Source organism: Kiloniella antarctica (assembly GCF_042682825.1).
Lineage (GTDB): Bacteria > Pseudomonadota > Alphaproteobacteria > Kiloniellales > Kiloniellaceae > Kiloniella > Kiloniella antarctica.
Window position 1 is genome coordinate 50,454 of sequence record NZ_JBHUII010000007.1, and the last position, 20,532, is coordinate 70,985.

Below are 20,532 nucleotides of genomic sequence, written 5' to 3' on the forward strand. Positions count from 1 at the left end.
AGGCTCTTAAAGCCAATGATATCAGGGCTTCCAAAAGACATTTGTTTCTTGTCGATACTGATTAAACATCTGAATTCTTTGCTTAGTATTAGGTGACCCTTTTTCAACCACCGCAGTAAGTAACCACTCCGAAAGAGCAAAAAAACCAACAAAACTATCGAACCCAACAAAGCCATCAAAGTTACGCGGCGTTCCTACCGGAGCAATTAAGGTGATATCTGGTTTCAAGGGCAACGAATTCGCCGTTGAGTCTGACATCAAGATCAATTTAGCTCCTCGAGATTTAGCAATTTTACATGCTTCAATCGTTTCTCGGGAAAAAGGTGTGATCGAAACGGCTAAAACCAGATCATCCTCTTTAACATTTAAAATTTCATCCACAGGAGAGTTTGCATGCCCCGGCGTTACAACCAGATTTGGAAGCGCCATCCGACCCACATAATACAGATAATGAACAAGGGTATAAGGGGCGCGTGTCCCCATCAGGTAGACACTTTTAGCTTGAAGAATAAGCTCGGCAGCTTTGTCAATCACTTCCGCTTCATTCTGTCTCAATGCCTCAGTAACATTACCAATAACACTGCTCACCGTATCGGCACGAATTTGTTCAATCCCGCCCCGATCATAAAGCTCATTGATCCATTGGTTGGTACTGGCATTAGAGGCATTCGTAGTCAGCGCAGCACGAAAGGGAGCACGAAGCTGATTGTAGCTTTCAAATCCTAATTTTTGTGCAAGTCGAACGAGCGTGTTGGTACTTACCCCCGTTGCTGTGGCACTATCACGAATTGACTTCATACCAAATTCAGCAGGGTTATCGATGATAAACATCGCTATTCTACGCAAACTTTTAGGGTAAGAATTTAGTTCCCGCGTAAGCTGTTCCACGATACCCGTTTTATCAATCGCACTCACACTAATGCCTCAACTACATTCAAAATAATAACAAATGTTATTATATTTCATTTATTGACACAAACGATATTTTATCGAACTCTACTATGTCTAACGATAGTCTATCGTGCTAATACAGAAACGATACCCAGCAGGATTACTCCAATAGGACGCCCCTGGGTATAAGTCTCCCGGAGAGAAAAATGGGACACGTATTTCCTCGTCACACAAAATCAAAGCTCCCAACCGCTGTCGCAGGTGATGGCTGCTATATCTTTGATCAAAATGGCAAGCGTTATTTGGATGCTTGTTGCGGCGCCGCTGTATCTTGCCTCGGTCATTCAGACCAAATAGTACAAGAGGCCATAAAATCACAAACAGATAAGCTGTCTTTTGCCCATTCCGGCTTTTTCACAAGTGAACCTGCCGAGGCCCTCGCCGATCTTCTGATAGCAAATGCGCCCGAAGGCATCGACAGAGTATATTTTGTCTCTGGCGGTTCGGAAGCTGTTGAAGCCGCTCTAAAACTCGCCCGGCAATATCACCTTGAACGCGGAGATGATCAACGCTCACACGTCATTGCCCGCTGGCAAAGTTATCACGGCAATACGATTGGCGCCCTATCGGCTGGAGGCAACAAATGGCGGCGCGAACCCTTTATGCCGATGCTCGTTCCCATGTCTCATATTGATCCCTGTTATCCTTACAGAGATCAATATGAAGGCGAAAGCGATGAAGCCTACGGCCTTAGAGCCGCGAACCGTCTCGAAGCTGAGATACTCAAAATTGGCGCAGAAAGTGTATCAGCCTTTATTTGTGAACCCGTTGTTGGGGCCACGATGGGCGCAGTTGCAGCCGCACCGGGTTACCTCAAACGCATCCGGGAAATCTGCGATCAGTATGGGGTTTTGCTTATACTTGATGAAGTCATGTGCGGCATGGGCCGCACCGGAACACTCTTTGCCTGCGAACACGATGAAGTCGCCCCCGATATTGTCTGCATCGCCAAAGGTCTTGGTGCGGGTTATCAGCCGATTGGGGCCATGCTCTGTAGTAAAGGTATCTATAGTGCGATAGAAAATGGGTCAGGTTTTTTCCAACACGGACATACTTATCAGGCGCACCCCATGGCCTGTGCTGCAGGCCTCGCAGTTCTCACTAGCATGCTGGAACGAGACCTGATTACAAACGTCAGACACCGTTCAGAGCAACTGATGAACGCCCTCACCGATACCTTCGGTCAACATCCTCATGTTGGAGATATTCGTGGGCGCGGTCTCTTCATTGCGCTTGAGCTTGTCAAAGACCGGGATACGAAAGAGCCTTTTGATCCCGCTCTTGTAATCCATGCCCGGATCAAGAAAGCAGCCTTTGAGTTGGGCCTGATGTGTTATCCGATGCCAGGAACCATCGACGGCAAAAATGGTGATCACATCCTTCTTGCGCCGCCCTTCATTATCGAAGATCAGCACATCGATGAGATTGTTGATAAACTGTCTCAGTCATTTTCGATGCTCGATGAACTTGCAGTTACCAAATAACTGAGATCAGAACAATGACACCAACAATCATCATGGCCGCCCCAAACGGGGCACGGAAAACCAGAACCGATCATCCAAACCTTCCTGTAACTGTTGAGCAAATCATCGAAGAAGCTCTCGCCTGCCAAGGCGCAGGGGCCGCTATGGCTCATCTGCACGTTCGGGATCAATCCCAGGCACACGTTCTTGATGCGGGCCTCTATAGAGAAGTTCTTGCTGGAATAAATGCCACCATTGGTGATGATCTTCTGGTCCAAATAACCACTGAAGCGGTCGGGCACTACACGCCACAAGAACAGGTATCTTGCGTAAAAGGGGTGATGCCGGAAGCCGTAAGTGTGGCCTTAAAAGAAATGATGCCTGCGGGTGAAGAGGCACATGGATCGAATTTTTATCACTGGGCAAATGAGGCAGGTATACACGTTCAACATATACTTTATGACCAGGATGACCTGATCCGGTTTCTAAGTTTTGTTGAAAATAAAAAAATTCCCGTCAACAATCCCTCCTTGCTTTTTGTGCTCGGACGCTACGCCAGTGATAGTCTTGGCAAGGTCGACGAGTTATCTCTGTTTATTCAACTGAAAGATCGCCAGAAGACAACCGAACTTGGACCTTGGTTTGTCTGTGCCTTTGGTCATAGCGAAGCCAATTGTATTGCAGAGGCCATCAAACAAGGTGGACATGCCCGTGTTGGCTTTGAAAATAATAGCTATCTCAGAACAGGGAATGAAGCTGGTTCAACGAGCCAAATCATCACTCAAACCCGCGATGAGATACTTAACATGGGCAAAGCTGTTGCGTCCGCCCATGAGGCACGCAAGTTATTAGGTATTGCCAAAAAAAGCTGAGAGGCTTCCAATTTCATAAAACGAATTAGAAGCCTCTCATAACCTTAACCGACTTTAGCAGCTATAGATGCGATGCCATCTCTCGCGGCTTCGATAATAATATCGGCTTCGTCACGTGTCATACATAGTGGTGGTGCGAAACCCAAGATATCTCCTTGCGGCATAGCCCGCGCAATAACCTTGCTGCGTTCCAGAAGCGCAGCAGAAACCTGTGGCCCTACTTTTTCAGACGGATCAAAGAAGGTTCTCGTATCCTTGTCTTTTACGAACTCTACAGCTGAAAGGATACCTTCGCCCCTGATATCTCCAACAATAGAAATATCTGAAAGTGCACTTTTAAGACCTTCGTTGAAATAAGCACCCATTTCTTTAGCGTTGGAAACGAGGCCCATTTCATCAATAAGCTTGAGATTCGCCACGCCCGCAGCCGCCCCGATTGGGTGCGCAGAATAAGTCCAACCATGGCCGATTGGGCCAAGTTTGTCCGTACCCTCTTCCAATACTTTCCAAACCTTATCAGATACGATCGAGCCTGAAAGTGGTGCATACGCAGAGGTCAAACCTTTGGCGATGGTGATGATATCAGGCTCAAGACCATAGTGATCAGAACCAAACATGGAACCGAGACGCCCAAAGCCGGTTACCACTTCATCGGCAATGAGAAGTATGTCGTACTTTTTAAGAACAGCCTGGATAGCAGCCCAATAACCTTCTGGTGGCGGCACAATACCACCCGTACCCAAAACGGGCTCTCCAATAAAGGCCGCAATTGTATCTGCACCTTCTCTTGCAATCAGCTCTTCGAGGCTATCGACGCATTGCTGAACAAACTGAGCTTCAGATTGATCAAGATTTTCACGGCGAAAATAATATGGTGCATCTGTATGAACCACTTGAGAAAGAGGTAAATCAAATTTGTTGTGAAACAATTCCAACCCGGTAAGAGACCCTGTCATCAAGCCCGAGCCGTGATAACCACGCCAACGTGAAATGATTTTCTTCTTCTTAGGGCGATCAAGCACATTGTTGTAATACCAAACCAGCTTGATATTAGTCTCATTTGCATCCGAGCCTGAAAGACCAAAATAAACTTTTGACATATTGGCTGGTGCCCGATCAATGATCATCTTCGCCAAGGTAATAGACGCTTCGGTGCCATGACCAACGTATGAGTGGTAATAAGCAAGCTCTTTGGCTTGCGCAGCGATGGCATCCGCCACTTCATCCCGGCCATATCCAATATTTACACAATAAAGACCAGCAAAAGCATCCAGTGTTTCATAACCGTTGCTGTCTTTTATGTAGAGCCCTTTACCACCTGTAATTACGCGATTTTGGATATCACCGCGGGCAAATTGAGCAAGGTGTGTAGAGGGATGGAAAAAATTATCGCGATCCCATTCGGCTAGTTGATCATTTCTCAGCATTATATTTTCCTTATACTTGGCTCACGCGTAATCGCGACAGACGTATTTAATTTCAGTAAAAGCTTCAAGACCCTGACGCGCACCTTCACGGCCCAGGCCGGATTGCTTCATGCCGCCAAAGGGAATTGGAGCGCCTGTGACTTTGGTACGATTGATTGCCACCATGCCATATTGCAAAGCCCGGCTGGCGGTATAAATCCGTTTAGGATCTCGGGTATGAACATAGGCAACAAGCCCGTAGTCCGAATCATTGGCTTTGGCGATGATATCATCTTCAGCCTTAAACGGTGCGAGACAGGCAACAGGCCCAAAGGTTTCTTCTTCAAAGATAAGTGCATTTTCAGGAACAGCGCCTAATACCGTCGGCTTATAAAACAGCGGCCCCAAAGGATCACGTTCTCCACCCAACAATAATTTGGCACCTTTACCCAAGGCATCTGCAACATGTGCTTCTTGTTTAAGCATGGCGTTTTCGTTCATCAGCGGCCCAATGATCGGGTCATCCACCCCGCGGCCCAGGGTCAATTCCTTCGCGGCAGCAACAAACTTGCGTGTAAACTCATCATAGATCGGTTGCTCGATATACATTCTATTTGCAGCGAGACAATCCTGACCAGAGGTCGCAAACTTGGCTGATATGGCACATTTCACTGCATGATCAATATCCGCATCAGCAAAGACAATAAATGGCGCATGTCCACCAAGCTCCAACACCAAGCGTTTAATGGAAGAAGAAGACTGTTGGTAAAGCAATCGACCGATCTCGGTTGATCCTGTGAAAGAGAGAACTCTCACACGTTTGTCTTCTGTCCAAGAAGCTACCACCTCGTCGGGTTCACCCGTTACGACGTTAAAAATGCCTGCCGGGAATCCCGCGCGTTCTCCCAACTCAGCTAATGCCGTTGCTGAAAAAGGCGTCTCCTTGGATGGGTGCACCACACAAGTACATCCCGCAGCCAATGCGGCTGCGGCTTTACGTGTGATCATTGCACAAGGAAAATTCCACGGTGTGATTAAAGCTGCAACGCCAGATGGTTCACGCCAAACTTCGACTTCGCCCCCCGACATATGAGAGGTTACATTTTCTATATTTGGCCGTTTAGCTTCTTCGGCATAGAACTCAATAAAATCTGCCGCATAATCAATTTCACCCCGAGATTCAGAAATTGGTTTACCCTGCTCTAGGGTCATAAGAAACGCAAGATCTTCCTTGTGCTCTTTTAGAAGATCAAACCAGCGACGGAGGATTACAGATCGTTCTTGAGGTAATAACGCGGCCCAGGATGGGAAGGCATCTTCAGCCGCACCAACGGCTCTCGCACTTTCAACACCCGACATTGCAGGCACACTACCAAGAGTGAGTTGAGTTGATGGATCCGTAACTGTGATCTGTCGACCTGAAGTCGCATCACACCACTGGCCGTTAATATAACTAAATTCTTTTAGTAAGCGGGGATCTTTCAAATGCATAAAAGCATCCGAACGCTTTTTTTCATCGTACTTGCAGGACATAGGTTAGCCTCTGTTAATTTCTAACCCATGATGCAAAACTTATTCAGGAAGGTGTGTCTAAAGAAGAAGGAGATTTTAGAAAAGCTATCGCTTAAAAAAGATAAGACAGCAGTTTCATCTATTCCTCAGAGCTACTACCGTCAAATAAAAGGTCAATCGGCAACGCGGTTTCCTGTTTAACTGGCTTTGTGACCACATAAGTAAAGTAACGTCGAAGGCCAATTTTTGATTCCAACATGCGATCCACAAGCCTTTGGTAACCGTCAACATCTTTAGTCACGATCTTTAGGATGTAGTCGATCCCACCACCAACAGCCCAACATTCCAGTATCTCTGGTATATCTTGAACGGCTACTTCAAACCTGTCGAAGTCTTCTGCTCGGTGACTATCCAGTTCGGCTTCCATCAAGACAGTAGAAAAAGATGAGAATGCTTTAACTGATAGTCGGGCTTCGTAACTCTCAATCAAACCTGACTGCTCCAAACGCTGCAAGCGTGCCCAGCAGGGCGTTGGAGATAAATTTACCCGTTCTGCTAAAGCAGCTTTTGTAATCCGGCCCTCTTTTTGTAAAATTTTCAAGATCGCGATATCACGATCATCTAAACGAAGCCCAGCTGCACGCATGTAATATTCTACCTAAATTTTGGCTTATTGCGACTGATGTCTGGCTAGATCATGCAAGAAAGAGAGGCAGCACTCAAGCTCGGAAATTTCAATATACTCATCCGGTTTGTGCGCCTGCTCAATTGAGCCTGGGCCAAAGACCACTGTGGACAGTCCTACTTTCTCAAAATGACCCGCGTCAGTACCAAAAGAAACCACTTCGCTAGCATTGCTGCCCGTGATTTGCCTAATCAAGGTCACTGCGGGTGAATCATCATGTGCCAAGAGCGGTGGAATATCTGCGAGAACAAGAGTCCGAATATCCGCTTCAGGAAAAACAGCCTGCATTTCCGGCACAAGAACACTCTCAGCATAATTTCCGATCTTGTCCAGGATTGCGTGGCCATCATCACCGGGTATCGGACGAATTTCCCAATTTATAGCACAACTTTTTGCGGTGATGTTCGTTGCAATCCCGCCTTCTATTTGACCAACATTACATGTCGAATAGGGCGGCTCAAAAGGGGAGCCCTCCAGAGGATTAGCCGCAAGTTCAGCGCCAACCTCTAAAATTTTAAAGATAAAACGTGCTGCAAATTCGACCGCATTAACGCCTTTTCTGGGGTCAGAAGAGTGAACTTCAAGACCATCGAATTCAGTCCGAAGCTCAAATCCCGCTTTGTGCCCCGTCACCAACTGCATATTGGTCGGCTCACCCACGATGACAACAGATGGGGTTATAGATTTAGACATAATATCATCGGCAAGAACAGGCGCGCCAAAACCCCCGATTTCTTCATCATAACAAAAGGACAAGTGCACAGGGCGTTTAAGATCGTAAGATTTAAATTCCGGAACCATTGCCAATGTGCAGGCAAGAAACCCTTTCATATCCACAGAACCGCGACCATAAAGACGATTATCGCGTTCGATCAGAGTAAAAGGATTTTCGGTCCATGGCTGGCCCTTAACAGGCACCACATCCGTATGACCATTAAGAACAACACCCCCATCGACCTCTGGGCCCACTCTCGCGTAGAGATTAGCGCGCTCACCCGTTTCATCATAACTAATCGATGACGAGATCCCGTGTTCTTTAAGATAACCTTCGATATAGGCGATCATATCAAGATTAGAGAGCGCTGACAGACTCTCAAAAGCAACAAGGCGGGTGAGGATTTCTTTGGTCGAAGTCAGGATCGAAATCTGGGTCGGGGTATTTGTCATGGAATAATAACCAACTCGCGGGGTACGTTTGAAAGTAACTCAGGTCCACGTTCACCAATAACAATACTTTCGGTAATCTCCAATCCCCAATCGTCAAGCCAGAGCCCCGTCATGAAATGGAAAGTCATACCCGGCTTCATCACGGTCTTGTCTCCGTTACGCAAGCTCATGGTGTGCTCGCCCCAATCAGGTGGATACGAAAGTCCGATTGAATAGCCTGTGCGACTGTCTTTGATGATACCGTGTTTTTTCAAAACGGCGAAAAAGGCGTTGGCAATATCTTCACAGAAATTTCCTGCTTTTGCCTGCTCAAGGCCCGCTTCCATACCTTCCAGCACAGCCTTTTCGCTATCGAGAAATTTTTGATCTGGCTTGCCTAAAAAGACCGTCCGAGACAACGGACAGTGATAGCGTTTGTACACGCCCGCGATTTCAAAAAAAGTCCCCTCTCCAGATACCATCCGCTTATCATTCCAGGTTAGATGAGACGCAGAAGCATCGGCCCCTGAAGGTAACAAAGGAACAATGGCAGGATAGTCACCACCGTATTCAGGAACTCCGCGCAAGCCTGCATCGTAAATTTCGGCGACCAGTTCGTGTTTACGTAAACCTGGGCGCACAGTTTCACGGATGCGTTTGTGCATTGCTTCGACGATTCTTCCAGCCTTACGCATATAATCAAGTTCACGCTCAGACTTTACTGATCGTTGCCAATGCACAAGATTTTGGCAATCTTTGAAAGTTGCGTTGGGAAGATTTTTTGTAAGAGAAGCAAAGGCCGCCGCAGAGAAATAGTAGTTATCCATTTCAACACCGATAGTGTCTTTATCAAGACCCTTTCCTGTCATAACTTGAGACAGGAAATCCATCGGATGGCGTTCGGTCGATTGCACGTAATGATCGGGGTACTCGATGATATTATCATGAGAAAGGTATGAAGTAAGCTTGGCTCCATTGGCATCTATACCACGGCCATACCAAATTGGTTCACCCTCTAAGGTCACAATCACGCACTGATGCACATAAAAAGACCAACCGTCATAACCCGTCAACCAAGCCATATTGGCTGGATCTGTAACAATCAAGCTATCAAGGTCAGCTGCTTGCATTGCCCGACGAGTTTTTGCCAATCTCTCAGCATATTCTGCGCGTGTAAAATTTAGCTCAACTGATGCTGTTAAATTTTCTGATAAAGAAGACATCCCACCCTCTAATACATACCCATAAATACACACTCTATTCTTTGGTATAGTGGCATAAGATTTTTGGATAGATCATCTAAATACAGAAGCAAAAAGAGATAAATTCTCGTACCCAAAACATAAAAAAGCGTGATTTATTCCAGAGCATCATCCTCAATACAGCAAGAACAGGTTTGGACTTTATTCCGGGATATTTAGAATCACCTTCCCCGTAGTCTTACGGCTTTGCAATAACGCCATGGCGTCTGGCAAATTTTCGAGAGACTGTCCTTCGTGAACCACAGGATTAATCTGTCCTTTTTCTAGCATAAGAAACAACTTACGGGTCATTTCTCCAAGCATTGCGCCATCATAATCATGGTTCCAATAAACGCCTTTGGCAGATGCCCGCTTTAACATCAATCTGTTTGCAGGTAGCTTAGTAATCACCCCCGAAGCAAAGCCGACAACAAGCAAAATACCGTCACGGGCAATACACCGCAGACTATTGATACCGATATCACCTCCAACTGGGTCATAGATTACATTAACCCCCTTGCCATCAGTCACTTCTTTTACCGTCTGAAACCAATTTTTATCATGATAGTTAATACCAACATCTGCACCATGTTCTCGTGCCAAATCCAACTTATCGTCACTACCTGCTGTCGCAATTACCCTTGCCCCAATTGCCTTTGCAATCTCAACTGCGGCTAACCCAACACCGCCCGCAGCAGCATGAACCAGTACGGTGTCTTCCGGTTGAACCTTTGTACTATCAAAGAAAGCGACCATCGAAGTGATGTAGGCAACAGGTAAAGCAGCGGCTTTGGCAAAAGTGATATTATCAGGGACTCGAAAAGCCATATCAGTTCGCACTTCAACCAGCTCGGAAAACCCTCCCCATATCACCTTACTCGCAACCCTATCGCCAATACCCCAGCCACTACCTTTAGGAGCAGAAACAATAACCCCAGCGACTTCCTGACCAGGCGTAAAGGGGCGCGGCGGGCGAACTTGATATTTGTCCTCTACCATTAAGAGATCAGAAAAATTCAAGGCCGCAGCATGTACGCGCACGACCAGCTTTGTCGGATCAGAGGGGGCCCAACTTTCGTCTATGAATTTCATTCCTTGGATACCAAGAGTGTTTGAGGAAACCCACCTTTTCATTTTTACCCTCTTATGCTTGAGATATTTACGTACTTTCGATGTCTGACTTTTTATACTTCGTCCAATCCCGTTCGAAACGAACATAAATTGTTTTACGGACACTGTTCCCAACAAAAAACACGTTAAGTATTTAATCAGTCATCCTTCAGGCTTGCGCAATAGTATTGATATACGCTTCGATATATCTGCCATTTTTCTACCCATATCTTCCCGTTCGTTTTCGGTTAGTCTATTCAATGGAAAGGCTATTGCAATGCTCCCCCACGGGTATTCATCCGGGCCGACAAAGGGCGCGGCAATGCCTGCAGCCCCTTCATAGGTCTCTTCCACAGATATTGAATAACCAGCGTCACGTATCTTCTTAATTTCCCGACGTAACTCTACTTCAGAGGCCATGGTGTGATCTGTGAATTTTTTCAGCGGCAACTGGAGATAAGCATTTTGCATAGCCACAGGCAAAAGAGCCAAAACCGCCCTCGGAGCAGCCCCAGCATGTAAAGGGAATGATGCTCCAATTTTTTCAAAAACCCGTAAACCACCGCATCGACTTTCGATTTGGTCAACACAAATAACCGCCTGTGCAGAACGATCCAGTGACGTCAAAAGAATGGTTTCATCTGTTATTTCTGAAAGCTGCTCTAATGCTGGTTGGCATATTGCTTTCAAATCAAACCCTGCCATAGCTCTTCGTCCAAGATCCGCAGCGGCAACGCCCAGCATATAACGTCCAGAAGAGGGGTGCTGAACCAAATACCCCGTGTCGACGAGATAGCGCACCAGTCGACTCGCTGTCGATCGGCTCATACCTGTTTCCAAAATTAGTTCAGACTGCGACCAATCAGGTCTATCCAGTTGAAATAGATCTAAAACTTGGAAGGTCTTCTGAATGAGACCAACGCCAACTTGTGATTGCTTCTTGACATCAATCAAATCAAAATCCCACTATATGGCATGTAAGTCCCATAATACGGGATATTTATCTCATTTTTTACCCTATAGGTAAACCTCATAAAGAAAGTACTATAAATGCCTTGGATTGAAACCGTCCCTTACGAAGAATCAGATGGAAAGCTACGTCGCCTGTACGACCGAGTAAAAGGACCAGATAACAATGTAGACAACATCATGATGATGCACTCGCTGCGCCCGCACAGCATGGAAGGGCACATGGCGATTTACAAATACGTCCTGCACCATTCCAACAATACAATCCCGAAATGGTTTCTTGAAACGCTTGGCGTATGGGTCAGTTCCCTTAACGATTGTGGCTATTGCGTTGATCATCACTTTGGGGGGCTCGTCCGGCTTTTAAACGACGAGGTAAAATCCTCCGGTATCCGCAAAGCCATCGATGAGCGAAACATCGATATCGCTCCCCTTGACGACAAACAAAAACTGGCCATGATTTACGCTCAAGCTCTGACTTTGTCGCCTGCGAGCACCACCGAAGAAATGGTAATCGCCATGCGCGAAGCAGGTTACACAGACGGTGAAATACTTGAGGTCAATCAGGTCTCGGCTTACTTCAATTATGCAAATCGGACAGTTCTGGGCTTGGGTTGCTCGACCAAAGGTGACATCATCGGCCTCTCACCAAATAACTCCGATGACCCCAATGACTGGTCACACACTTAAAAAGAGGCATCATTCATGAGGAGATCCCTTCTGGCAACGCGCGTTGAAAACCTTGCCTTTCCTGCGCCGCCCATACTTGCTGAGCCAGAAGGGAGGCCCAGCGATACGCCCATTCGCCTCAATCTAAATGAAAGCCCCTATTCTCCTTCTCCCCGTGCCATAGCCGCCATGCAATCCGCAATCAGGAGCGTGAATTTTTACCCTGATCACGGCTGTACTGCCCTTGTAAACGCCTTGTCTGAAAAGACGGGTATTCCAACGGCGCAATTTAGTTTCGGCAATGGTTCTGGAGAGCTTCTCATCGCCGCAGGTATGCTTGTGATCGAAGAAGGTGACGAAGCTGTATTCCCGGCACCAACCTTCCCTACTTGTGGAAAAGGTGTGGAATTATCTGGCGGCAAGGTCGTATCGGTACCCGTTACCAAAGACGGTATCTGTGACGTCGACGCCATGTTGGGTGTCATTACGGAACGCACACGTCTGTTTTATCTTTGCACCCCAAATAACCCAACTGGCGGCATACTTTCCCAAGCGGACTTGGACAAAGCCATTGTTCAGGTTCCAGGCAATTGTCTCTTGGTCATTGACGAAGCCTATTTCGAGTTTGCACAATACGAGGGCGCTCCAGATGTTTTGAAATCACTGTCAAATCGACAAGGCCCTTGGATTGTCACCCGCACATTCTCAAAGGCCTATGCCCTTTCCGGTTTGAGAATTGGGTATGCCATCTCTAGCGAAAAACCTATCAACGACGGAATTTGGAAGCTGCGGGCAAACTTTAATACAAACCGTATCGCGCTTGCTGCGGCAACAGCAGCCCTTGGTGATAAGGAACATTTGGAGAATATTTTAAGCAATACTATCGCCCAACGAGAATGACTTGCTAATGCGATGAGAGAGATGGGATGTAAGGTTTACCCCTCGTCAGCCAATTTTTTGACGATTGCACCACCGGTTGCAGCAAAGCCAATACAAGATGCGTTGGCTAAAGCCGGCTTTCTTGTACAAGCGCTCTCCTGGCCCGACAAGAACGGTACATTGCGCATTACCATCGGGAACAAAAAGCAAATATCATCGTTCATCAATGCCTTATCTAACATATTGGAATAAAGCAGCCACGACCCTGGCTTGCCAGAATGCAGTTGGTTGAAGAAGCTTTGTCTTGTATAAGCTAGTTAACATGAGACAACAAAATTTGAACGCATAAGGTAGAAAAATGGCCGCAGAAATTAAGGGGACAAATCAACGTGCGCGAGGGTTAGAGCGGGCATTTGATATTCTCGACCTGCTACGCCGTCAAAATCGAAGCATGCGACCAAATGAAATTGCGACCCAAATGGGTGCTCCCCGATCTTCTGTCTATGAACTTGTCCGGCTACTGCTTGAAATGAAAGTGCTGGAAAACAGCGGTAATGATGGTCAGGTATTCCTTGGCAGTCGCCTGTACTTCCTCGGTCGCGCCTACAATAACAAAGTCAGTTTTTATGAGAGCGCTGAACGCTTGCTTGGGCAGATTGTGAATGAAACTTCTGAGACAGCTCAATTCTGCAAACTTGAAGGATCAAAATATACCGTCGCTTTAATGAAAGAGGGCAATCGTCCTTTCCGGATTTCATCAAATGTCGGCGAGTTGGTTCCCATACCAAGCACCGCATCAGGACGATTACTCCTCGGCCACCTCAACGATCAGGAAATAATGGACTTTCTTGATGACGACGACTTCAACCTTCCTAATGGGGAAAGGCTTCATCCTAACCTCTTCATAAAAGAAGTTAGACAAGCAAGTAAAGACGGGCACTTCACTTTTGATAGTATCGTCGACAACTACACCCATTGCTTTGCTGTGCCCGTTTTCAACAAAAATCACAAATGCATTGCGACTCTATGCCTAGTTACCCCTAGAGATGACGGCCATAGCAACAAAGAGATGTATCTAAATAGTCTAAAAAAGGCGGCGAGTGAACTTGTACTGCACTTGGAAGCAGCGCCAATGCCAGATTTCATTTAAAACATCTATATCCCTAGAAACCCATATATCATTTTGCGACGCCTTGCTTTCCTTTGGAATATTTGTATCATCGGCAATGTCCCGAATAAAAACATAATGCCTACTATTATGTACATATTAATTTCCACACATGCACAAGCTTCTAGTATAAGGAAAGCACCATGATTAAACGTTTCCAAGTCGGCAGTCGAATGAGCCAAGCCGTATCCTATAACGGCTTTGTCTATATTGCAGGCCAAGTCGCAGACGATAGAACAGCGGATCTTCAAACCCAGACACAGTCTGTTTTACAAAAAATCGAACACCTGCTTGCCGAAGCCGGAACTGATAAATCCAAGCTGCTCGCCATTGATGTCTTTCTCCCTGCAATCGTTGATTTTGATAAGATGAACGAAATCTATGACGCCTGGATTGATCTCAAAAACCCACCTGCGCGTGCTTGCGTGGAAGCCCGATTGGCCGATCCAATGATCCTTGTTGAAATGACGGCTGTCGCAGCGGTATAAATCAAGCCTAACCAGGAGAGAAAAATGCGGTATTCAATGTGGGCTTATCCTTGGGATCTACAAGATTTAGGGCTAAAGACCACCTACGATGAATACCACAACAAGGCTGGTGTTAACAGCATCAGCCTTGCCGTTTCTTATCACGCGGGGCGCTTTTTACAGCCCCGCAGTCCCCACAGAAAATCCTATTTCCCCCAAGACGGCACGATTTATTTCACCCCAGAACAAAACCGGTGGGATGATCAAGAGATAAAGCCTCTTGTTGCCGATAACCTCCATGAAAAAGGAGACATGCTCTCCGCCCTGATAAAGGATCGCCAAAAGCATGGCTTGGCAGTTTCCTGTTGGACCGTTTGTCTCCACAACACCCGTCTTGGCATGCAGCACCCAGATCATGTGACCCGAAATGCTTTTGGAGATCCCAGCTTTTATAGCCTGTGCCCCAGTAGCCCAGCGGCACGTAGTTATGTCACCACCTTGATCGCCGATCTCACACACAACTACCGGCCAGATATGGTTGAGCTTGAAACCACTGGGTTTATGGGTTTCGACCATGGTTATCATCACGAGAAAGATGGCATTGGCCTCACCCCGGAAGATACATTTTTACTCTCACTGTGTTTTTGCGATCACTGTACACAAACAGCGGCCCGCAACGGGGTCGATGCCCTTAGCGCTCAAAAATTGGTAAAAGAGCTCATTGAAAGTGCCTGTTCGAGAGATATTCCTTCGCCCATATTTCCCAATTTCCCAGAAGATGGCATCGCAACTTTCAAGGATCTCCCCGCGCTTTACGATTATTTGAAGTGGCGCTCACAGCCTGTAACATCGTTACTTGAGAGCATTAAAAACGCAGCCCACCCAGACAGTAAAATACTCTTGATCGAGGGCGAAAACGCGTGGCGCGACGGCTTTGATTTAAAAGCTGTCGGCAAAGTTTGCGACGGGATGATCCTTTGCGCTTATTCGGCAAATCCAAAAATGATCACAGAAACAGTAAAGCGTACGAGAGAAAAACTCGGAGAAAGTAACTACTTGGGCTTTGGCGCCAGCGCCTTTTATGAGCACACCCAATCCAGTGACGATCTACGCCAACGGATACAAGCCGCTATAACGGCAGGTGCAGATGGAATCAATTTTTATAACTACGGCCTCATTCCAGAACCGCGACTCAAATGGATTAAGGCCTCAATTGAGGATTCCCAAGCTTAAGACAGGGAAATCGGAAGCGAGAGAGAAACTGGCCCTCTCGCCTCAATTATCTTAATGCTTGAGATGATCCACAATCGCCATTTTTTCGCCACTGGCTTGAAGATCTTCTAACCACTTACCAGCAACATCAATATCGCGAGGTGCAGCAGATACCCCCGGTGCAATTTCACCGTTAAGCACAGCTTCGACACCGTAGCTCACAGTAATTGAAACCAAACGGGCCATTGCCGTATGATTATCATCACCATATGCATCCATAACATAAGACTTATCATAGACCCGTTTACCATCGCGTTCAGCCCAGAGATCAACGCTGAGAACAACCCTATCGTGCTCACCTTCTTTTAAGGAATATTTATTCCACAACTCAGCAGAGATTTCAGCCAAACGTTTGTCCCCGGCTTCGCCTTCTAAAGTTTCAATTTCCGTGAAAATTTCTGACCATGCCTTGGACCACCCGCCGAGCCGCAAAGTACCACGAACAAAAAGCTCCATGTTCCAGTCATCACCAAAACCGTATTGTTTCATAAAAGGGTAGGAATCACGATTGGGATAGACCTCAAAAGTCTCTGTACCTTTTTCCAAAGTAACATCGTAGGATTCAACGGCATCCCAAGGACGGCTCACATCGTACACCTTGCCATCACGTAAACTTTTGGATGGCGACCTAAGTGCTTTAAGCACGCCAAGGGGCGCCCAGCTAAACTTATAGCAAAAATCATTTGGCTCTTCCGAAAGTCCGCCACAATAAGATCTGAAAGAATGCACGTTACCTTTGGAAAAAACTGGTGAGTTTCTATAGTCATCCATCAGAACGTGGGCCATCAGATGATCGATCCCGGGATCAAGGCCTACCTCGTTCACCAGCGCCAATCCTCTTTGCCGCGCCACCGTATTTAACGCCCGCATCTCTGGCGAGATATAAGAACTTGAAACAAAGTTCGCACCAACCTCCAAACAAAGCTCGGCGATCGCAACATGGAAATCACCGGGAAGCATTGAAACCGCAAGATCGCCTTCTTTCAGCTCATCAGCAAAGGCATCAGGTGTAAAAGCCATGAGATCAAAATCCCCGGAAAGCCCCGCTGTTGCAGCTTCAGCTTTTTCAAGCGTGCGATTCCAAACCGTCACACTATGACCACGTTCGATCAGCCGACGAATACCCGGTACTGTTGAAAGGCCTGCGCCCAACCAGTGAATACGTGCCATCTCTTTTCCTTATTTGATTTCCAGCGGTATTTTATATTTATTACTGTCTCTACTACACGATCTGGATCTTCTTTAGAAGCCATAAGAAATGAAGCTTGGAATTCTATTAACCAGACGATCAGAAGATGAAATAAATTTTCATTCTGGCTTATCTTCGCCAGCCACAACACAAAGCCGTTGACTCCTGACAAAGCACCGCTATATTCCAGCAATCACTGGCTGCCCGGATTCCGTGCGGCCAAGTATGCATGAATAACCAACAGTGCATAAATTCAATGCCTAATTAACAGCTAAGTGACCGAAAATATGTTCGCAGTAATCAAAACCGGCGGCAAGCAGTACAAAGTTCGCAAGGACGATGTTCTGGTCGTCGAAAAAATCAATCTTGAAGCAGGTGCTTCTATTGATTTCGATTCCGTTCTAATGATCGGTGACGATGAGAAGGCAACCATTGGCGCGCCAGTAGTGGACGGCGCCGTGGTAAAGGCTGATGTGGTTGAACAGACGCGTGGTGACAAAGTCATCATCTTTAAAAAGAAGCGTCGTAAGAACCATCGCCGTAAGAACGGCCATCGCCAGGATCTCACAGTCATCAAGATCACTGACATTCTCGCCGATGGCGCTTCGAAGCCTGCTAAAAAAGCAGCTGCTCCGAAAGCCAAAGCAGACGTTGCAGAAACTGCTGAGAAAAAAGCTCCAGCAAAGAAAGCAGCTCCTAAGGCTAAAGCAGCTCCTAAAAAAGCAGCTCCTAAAAAAGCAGCAGAGGAATAAGACCTCATGGCACATAAAAAAGCTGGCGGTTCATCCCGCAACGGACGCGACTCAGCAGGTCGACGTCTTGGTGTAAAAAAATTCGGTGGCGAGCACGTTATCTCAGGCAACATCCTGGTACGTCAGCGCGGCACTAAATTCCATCCTGGCGATAACGTTGGCATGGGTAAAGATCACACGATCTTCGCCACTGTCGAAGGAAACGTTGTTTTCCGCGAAAGAGCTGGTGGACGCACATACATTTCTGTATTGCCGGCGGCCTAACGGCCCCGCCATCCAGGTCTCGTATCTGGATTGAAATGGTTTAGGGGGGAATGGCTTACCATTCCCCCCTTTTCATATTCAACGCACAAGACCCATTTTGGCCACGTTACCCAGCCAAACTTCCCACTGGATCAAGGGTTGGTTATACTCATATTAGTATAGCAGCCAGATACTCTAGATACAGGTCACCCCGACCACGATATTTTATTGGTATCTAGGTTACGATAAAGAACAGGCACGACGATGAAATTTCTTGATGAAGCCAAAGTTTACCTTAAAAGCGGCGATGGCGGTGGCGGCTGTTCCAGTTTCCGACGTGAGAAATACATTGAATTCGGCGGGCCCAACGGCGGAGACGGCGGACGTGGTGGTGACGTTATTGTAGAGGGCGCTCACGGCCTAAATACCCTTATTGATTTTCGATATGCACAGCACTTCAAAGCCAAACGTGGCGACCACGGTCGCGGCAGTGATATGTTTGGAGCCGCAGCAAAACCATTAATTATTAAAGTACCCGTTGGCACAGTTGTTCTTGATGAAGAAAAAGAACAAGTCATCGCTGACATTACAGAAGAAGGCCAACAAGTCATCCTCTGTAAAGGCGGCGATGGTGGCTTTGGCAACGCACGCTACAAAACATCAACCAACAGAGCACCCCGACGATCTGATCCGGGCTGGCCTGGGGAAGAGTTGTGGATCTGGTTACGTCTAAAGCTGATTGCTGATGCCGGCCTTGTTGGCATGCCAAATGCGGGAAAATCAACCTTCCTTTCAGTGGTATCTCGGGCCAAGCCAAAAATTGCGGATTATCCCTTTACCACTATTCACCCGAACCTTGGCGTTGTGTATAGCCGAGGGGAAGAGTTTGTCATTGCTGATGTTCCCGGCCTGATCGAAGGCGCGAGCGAAGGACATGGCTTGGGAACGCGTTTCCTTGGTCACGTTGAGCGTTGTGGGGCCCTCTTGCACCTCGTTGATGGCACATCCGATGACTATCTCAACGACTATAAGGTTATCCGTGGAGAACTCGCAGCTTACGGCCAAGGTCTAGATACGAAGCCTTCTGTCCTCGCGTTGAACAAGTCCGATGCTCTGACAGACGAAATCGCAGAAGAACGCCGCGCGGCGCTTGCAGAGCTATCTGGCCAAAAAGTTCATCTTCTATCTGGAATCAGCCAAGATGGCGTCAAAGAAGTCCTCGCCTCGATGCTGGATCATATTTTGGATGCCCGTGAAGAAGAAGTCAAAGAGATCGAAGCAGAAGAAGGCCCTCAGGGCTACTCTCCGATCTAAACGTGGTGCAAAACAATGAACGACAAAACGCCCGTAACAGGTCTTTCTGCCGCTGAACACCTTCGTTCCGCCAAACGAATTATCATCAAAATCGGCTCCGCACTTTTGGTAGATGACGAAACGGGCAAGCCACGCATTACTTGGCTCAATGCCCTAACGGACGATGTTGCCAACCTCCGAGACAGGGGTGCAGAGGTAATTCTGGTATCATCTGGTGCTATTGCTGTTGGTCGTAATCACCTCGGCCTCACCAAACAAAACCTGCGCCTTGAAGAAAAACAGGCTTCAGCAGCAACTGGACAAATCGTTCTGGCACACGCTTATCAAGAAGCTTTGGCAAGGCATGACACGACAGTATCTCAAGTCCTCCTCACTCTGGGAGACACAGAAGAGCGTCGTCGGCACCTTAATGCACGCAACACTCTGACAACCTTACTCAGACTGAACACAGTTCCAATTATCAATGAGAACGATACCGTAGCGACCAGTGAAATACGTTTTGGCGACAACGACCGCCTGGCTGCCCGTGTTGGCGCCATGGTCGACGCGGACCTCTTGGTTTTGCTATCTGATATTGATGGCCTCTATACCGCAGATCCCAAAAAAGATCCCGACGCTAAATTCCTACCTGTTGTGAGCGAAATCACCTCCGAAATTGATGCCATGGCAGGCGAAGCACTACCGGGTTACAGTTCTGGTGGCATGATTACAAAAATTTCAGCCGCTAAAATATCGGTAGGTGCTGGGTGTAGCATGATCATCGCCAACGGGCATCAGCTCAACCCCTTACAAAGCATTATAGAGGGTAGCCGCGCGACTGTCTTTGAAGCTTCCGTTGAGCCCAAAACAGCCCGTAAACGCTATATCGCCGGAAGCTTAAAACCTCTGGGTACAGTCACCGTTGATGCAGGCGCCGTGAAGGCCCTACAAAACGGGAAGTCCCTTCTCCCTGCCGGAGTTACTGCTGTTGAAGGAAATTTCCAGCGCGGTGACGCCATTTTGGTCAAGGCACCGGATGGCCGGGAAATTGCCAGAGGTCTTGCTGCTTACTCCAACGGGGATGCTCGCAAAATTGTCGGTCTGAAATCTTCGGAAATCGAAAATCGTTTAGGATATCTGGGCCGCGAAGAACTAATACACCGCGACGACCTTGTTCTTCACTAAAAAGAAACAATATAATCAAATTCCTAATGGGATATAACAACGCAGTATTAGGGACTGCCT

Annotated in this window: 20 protein-coding genes and 1 pseudogene; 11 read left to right on the forward strand and 10 right to left on the reverse strand. The window is 47.1% G+C overall.

The annotated features are described in order from the left end of the window. Positions 1-21 precede the first annotated feature (21 nt). The gene (locus tag ACFSKO_RS13855; protein ID WP_380252609.1) at positions 22-915 is read right to left on the reverse strand and encodes a MurR/RpiR family transcriptional regulator; all 894 of its coding nucleotides are present in this window, start codon (positions 913-915) and stop codon (positions 22-24) included. 182 nt (positions 916-1,097) lie between these two features. Here ACFSKO_RS13855 and ACFSKO_RS13860 point away from each other — a divergent pair, with 182 nt between their 5' ends. Next, positions 1,098-2,435, forward strand: a complete 1,338-nt coding sequence (locus ACFSKO_RS13860) for an aspartate aminotransferase family protein (protein WP_380252611.1) — start codon at positions 1,098-1,100, stop codon at positions 2,433-2,435. Between the two features lie 14 nt (positions 2,436-2,449). Continuing rightward, positions 2,450-3,286, forward strand: coding sequence for a beta-keto acid cleavage family enzyme (locus ACFSKO_RS13865; protein ID WP_380252613.1), 837 nt, complete (start codon positions 2,450-2,452; stop codon positions 3,284-3,286). 44 nt (positions 3,287-3,330) lie between these two features. Here the strand turns inward: ACFSKO_RS13865 and ACFSKO_RS13870 are convergent, their stop codons facing one another. The 7 genes from ACFSKO_RS13870 to ACFSKO_RS13900 form a co-directional block, all read right to left on the reverse strand. Continuing rightward, on the reverse strand, positions 3,331-4,713 hold the full coding sequence (locus ACFSKO_RS13870; RefSeq protein ID WP_380252615.1) for an aspartate aminotransferase family protein: 1,383 nt from the start codon (positions 4,711-4,713) through the stop codon (positions 3,331-3,333). Positions 4,714-4,734: 21 nt separating this feature from the next. Then, positions 4,735-6,225, reverse strand: a complete 1,491-nt coding sequence (locus ACFSKO_RS13875; protein ID WP_380252617.1) for an NAD-dependent succinate-semialdehyde dehydrogenase — start codon at positions 6,223-6,225, stop codon at positions 4,735-4,737. Positions 6,226-6,343: 118 nt separating this feature from the next. Beyond that, positions 6,344-6,850 carry an Lrp/AsnC family transcriptional regulator gene (locus tag ACFSKO_RS13880; protein WP_380252619.1) on the reverse strand — a complete coding sequence of 169 codons (507 nt, stop codon included), beginning with the start codon at positions 6,848-6,850 and terminating at the stop codon, positions 6,344-6,346. A gap of 24 nt (positions 6,851-6,874) precedes the next feature. Continuing rightward, on the reverse strand, positions 6,875-8,056 hold the full coding sequence (gene argE / locus ACFSKO_RS13885) for an acetylornithine deacetylase (RefSeq protein ID WP_380252621.1): 1,182 nt from the start codon (positions 8,054-8,056) through the stop codon (positions 6,875-6,877). Then, the gene (doeA, locus tag ACFSKO_RS13890) at positions 8,053-9,258 is read right to left on the reverse strand and encodes an ectoine hydrolase DoeA (RefSeq protein ID WP_380252623.1); all 1,206 of its coding nucleotides are present in this window, start codon (positions 9,256-9,258) and stop codon (positions 8,053-8,055) included. Before doeA ends, argE begins: the two co-directional genes overlap by 4 nt. Positions 9,259-9,438: 180 nt before the next feature. Further along, positions 9,439-10,410: an NADPH:quinone oxidoreductase family protein gene (locus ACFSKO_RS13895; protein WP_380252625.1), complete on the reverse strand. Its 972-nt coding sequence runs from the start codon at positions 10,408-10,410 to the stop codon at positions 9,439-9,441. Positions 10,411-10,548: 138 nt separating this feature from the next. Then, complete coding sequence (locus tag ACFSKO_RS13900; protein ID WP_380252627.1) at positions 10,549-11,340, reverse strand: IclR family transcriptional regulator; 792 nt, start codon at positions 11,338-11,340, stop codon at positions 10,549-10,551. Positions 11,341-11,577: 237 nt separating this feature from the next. On the opposite strand from ACFSKO_RS13900, the gene ACFSKO_RS13905 reads away from it, so the two are divergent. Then, complete coding sequence (locus ACFSKO_RS13905; protein ID WP_380252629.1) at positions 11,578-12,045, forward strand: carboxymuconolactone decarboxylase family protein; 468 nt, start codon at positions 11,578-11,580, stop codon at positions 12,043-12,045. 15 nt (positions 12,046-12,060) lie between these two features. Next, complete coding sequence (locus tag ACFSKO_RS13910; RefSeq protein WP_380252631.1) at positions 12,061-12,924, forward strand: pyridoxal phosphate-dependent aminotransferase; 864 nt, start codon at positions 12,061-12,063, stop codon at positions 12,922-12,924. Between the two features lie 35 nt (positions 12,925-12,959). On the opposite strand, the gene ACFSKO_RS13915 is transcribed toward ACFSKO_RS13910, so the two are convergent. Continuing rightward, entirely contained in the window at positions 12,960-13,127 is a 168-nt protein-coding gene (locus tag ACFSKO_RS13915) for a hypothetical protein (RefSeq protein WP_380252633.1), read from the reverse strand. Between the two features lie 134 nt (positions 13,128-13,261). Here ACFSKO_RS13915 and ACFSKO_RS13920 point away from each other — a divergent pair, with 134 nt between their 5' ends. From ACFSKO_RS13920 to ACFSKO_RS13930, 3 genes are all read left to right on the forward strand, one after another. Next, the gene (locus ACFSKO_RS13920) at positions 13,262-14,053 is read left to right on the forward strand and encodes an IclR family transcriptional regulator (protein WP_380252635.1); all 792 of its coding nucleotides are present in this window, start codon (positions 13,262-13,264) and stop codon (positions 14,051-14,053) included. A gap of 161 nt (positions 14,054-14,214) precedes the next feature. Next, complete coding sequence (locus ACFSKO_RS13925) at positions 14,215-14,559, forward strand: RidA family protein (RefSeq protein WP_380252637.1); 345 nt, start codon at positions 14,215-14,217, stop codon at positions 14,557-14,559. 24 nt (positions 14,560-14,583) lie between these two features. Further along, complete coding sequence (locus ACFSKO_RS13930) at positions 14,584-15,771, forward strand: alpha-amylase family protein (RefSeq protein WP_380252639.1); 1,188 nt, start codon at positions 14,584-14,586, stop codon at positions 15,769-15,771. Positions 15,772-15,822: 51 nt separating this feature from the next. On the opposite strand, the gene ACFSKO_RS13935 is transcribed toward ACFSKO_RS13930, so the two are convergent. Next, entirely contained in the window at positions 15,823-16,980 is a 1,158-nt protein-coding gene (locus ACFSKO_RS13935; RefSeq protein WP_380252641.1) for a saccharopine dehydrogenase family protein, read from the reverse strand. Between the two features lie 306 nt (positions 16,981-17,286). Between ACFSKO_RS13935 and rplU the strand changes: the two are divergent. The 4 genes and pseudogenes from rplU to proB form a co-directional block, all read left to right on the forward strand. Then, a pseudogene (gene rplU, locus ACFSKO_RS13940) lies at positions 17,287-17,595 on the forward strand (50S ribosomal protein L21); the annotation flags it as partial. Positions 17,596-17,757: 162 nt separating this feature from the next. After that, on the forward strand, positions 17,758-18,015 hold the full coding sequence (rpmA, locus tag ACFSKO_RS13945; protein WP_380252643.1) for a 50S ribosomal protein L27: 258 nt from the start codon (positions 17,758-17,760) through the stop codon (positions 18,013-18,015). 243 nt (positions 18,016-18,258) lie between these two features. Beyond that, entirely contained in the window at positions 18,259-19,308 is a 1,050-nt protein-coding gene (obgE, locus tag ACFSKO_RS13950) for a GTPase ObgE (RefSeq protein WP_380252645.1), read from the forward strand. A gap of 15 nt (positions 19,309-19,323) precedes the next feature. After that, positions 19,324-20,472, forward strand: coding sequence for a glutamate 5-kinase (gene proB, locus ACFSKO_RS13955; protein WP_380252647.1), 1,149 nt, complete (start codon positions 19,324-19,326; stop codon positions 20,470-20,472). Positions 20,473-20,532 lie beyond the last annotated feature (60 nt).

Bases quoted from the DNA above. Each gene is read 5' to 3' on its own strand.
- ACFSKO_RS13870 (WP_380252615.1), bottom strand. From the start codon at position 4,713: ATGCTGAGAAATGATCAACTAGCCGAATGGGATCGCGATAATTTTTTC.
- ACFSKO_RS13915 (WP_380252633.1), bottom strand. From the start codon at position 13,127: ATGAACGATGATATTTGCTTTTTGTTCCCGATGGTAATGCGCAATGTA.
- ACFSKO_RS13875 (WP_380252617.1), bottom strand. From the start codon at position 6,225: ATGTCCTGCAAGTACGATGAAAAAAAGCGTTCGGATGCTTTTATGCAT.
- doeA (WP_380252623.1), bottom strand. From the start codon at position 9,258: ATGTCTTCTTTATCAGAAAATTTAACAGCATCAGTTGAGCTAAATTTT.
- ACFSKO_RS13925 (WP_380252637.1), top strand. From the start codon at position 14,215: ATGATTAAACGTTTCCAAGTCGGCAGTCGAATGAGCCAAGCCGTATCC.
- ACFSKO_RS13860 (WP_380252611.1), top strand. From the start codon at position 1,098: ATGGGACACGTATTTCCTCGTCACACAAAATCAAAGCTCCCAACCGCT.
- ACFSKO_RS13930 (WP_380252639.1), top strand. From the start codon at position 14,584: ATGCGGTATTCAATGTGGGCTTATCCTTGGGATCTACAAGATTTAGGG.
- ACFSKO_RS13920 (WP_380252635.1), top strand. From the start codon at position 13,262: ATGGCCGCAGAAATTAAGGGGACAAATCAACGTGCGCGAGGGTTAGAG.
- ACFSKO_RS13895 (WP_380252625.1), bottom strand. From the start codon at position 10,410: ATGAAAAGGTGGGTTTCCTCAAACACTCTTGGTATCCAAGGAATGAAA.
- obgE (WP_380252645.1), top strand. From the start codon at position 18,259: ATGAAATTTCTTGATGAAGCCAAAGTTTACCTTAAAAGCGGCGATGGC.
- ACFSKO_RS13905 (WP_380252629.1), top strand. From the start codon at position 11,578: ATGGCGATTTACAAATACGTCCTGCACCATTCCAACAATACAATCCCG.
- rpmA (WP_380252643.1), top strand. From the start codon at position 17,758: ATGGCACATAAAAAAGCTGGCGGTTCATCCCGCAACGGACGCGACTCA.
- ACFSKO_RS13935 (WP_380252641.1), bottom strand. From the start codon at position 16,980: ATGGCACGTATTCACTGGTTGGGCGCAGGCCTTTCAACAGTACCGGGT.
- argE (WP_380252621.1), bottom strand. From the start codon at position 8,056: ATGACAAATACCCCGACCCAGATTTCGATCCTGACTTCGACCAAAGAA.
- ACFSKO_RS13880 (WP_380252619.1), bottom strand. From the start codon at position 6,850: ATGCGTGCAGCTGGGCTTCGTTTAGATGATCGTGATATCGCGATCTTG.
- proB (WP_380252647.1), top strand. From the start codon at position 19,324: ATGAACGACAAAACGCCCGTAACAGGTCTTTCTGCCGCTGAACACCTT.
- ACFSKO_RS13865 (WP_380252613.1), top strand. From the start codon at position 2,450: ATGACACCAACAATCATCATGGCCGCCCCAAACGGGGCACGGAAAACC.
- ACFSKO_RS13910 (WP_380252631.1), top strand. From the start codon at position 12,061: ATGAGGAGATCCCTTCTGGCAACGCGCGTTGAAAACCTTGCCTTTCCT.